Origin of the sequence: Bradyrhizobium uaiense (genome assembly GCF_010811875.1) — a bacterium.
Lineage (GTDB): Bacteria > Pseudomonadota > Alphaproteobacteria > Rhizobiales > Xanthobacteraceae > Bradyrhizobium > Bradyrhizobium uaiense.
On the sequence record NZ_VKHP01001079.1, the window covers coordinates 1 to 238 of the forward strand.

General features: G+C 58.0%; 1 protein-coding gene. It reads left to right on the plus strand.

Features of this window, described 5'->3' with window-relative positions; all coding sequences use genetic code 11:
- Positions 1-37: 37 nt before the first annotated feature.
- The coding region (locus FNJ47_RS48835; protein ID WP_163163830.1) for a transposase at positions 38-238 on the plus strand (201 nt) is incomplete at its 3' end.

The following is a 238-nucleotide window of genomic DNA, read 5'->3' on the forward strand; positions in this document are numbered from 1 at the left end:
TTGCCGTGCGTTATAGGATTCCCGAATCAATTTTTCAATGATTCATGGGTGGTCGGCTCTTGGAGGGCTGACCATGGCGGAATGGGAAGACGAACTCGAACGCTGGCTGAAGCCGTTCTTGGACCGGCTGGGTCACAAGACTCGGCAGCGGATGTGTCCTCTGTATGTTGCGGGACTGATCGGTCCTGGCGATCGCAAGAGCGTTCAGCCGATGGCGGAGCGCCTTGCCACGGGCAAC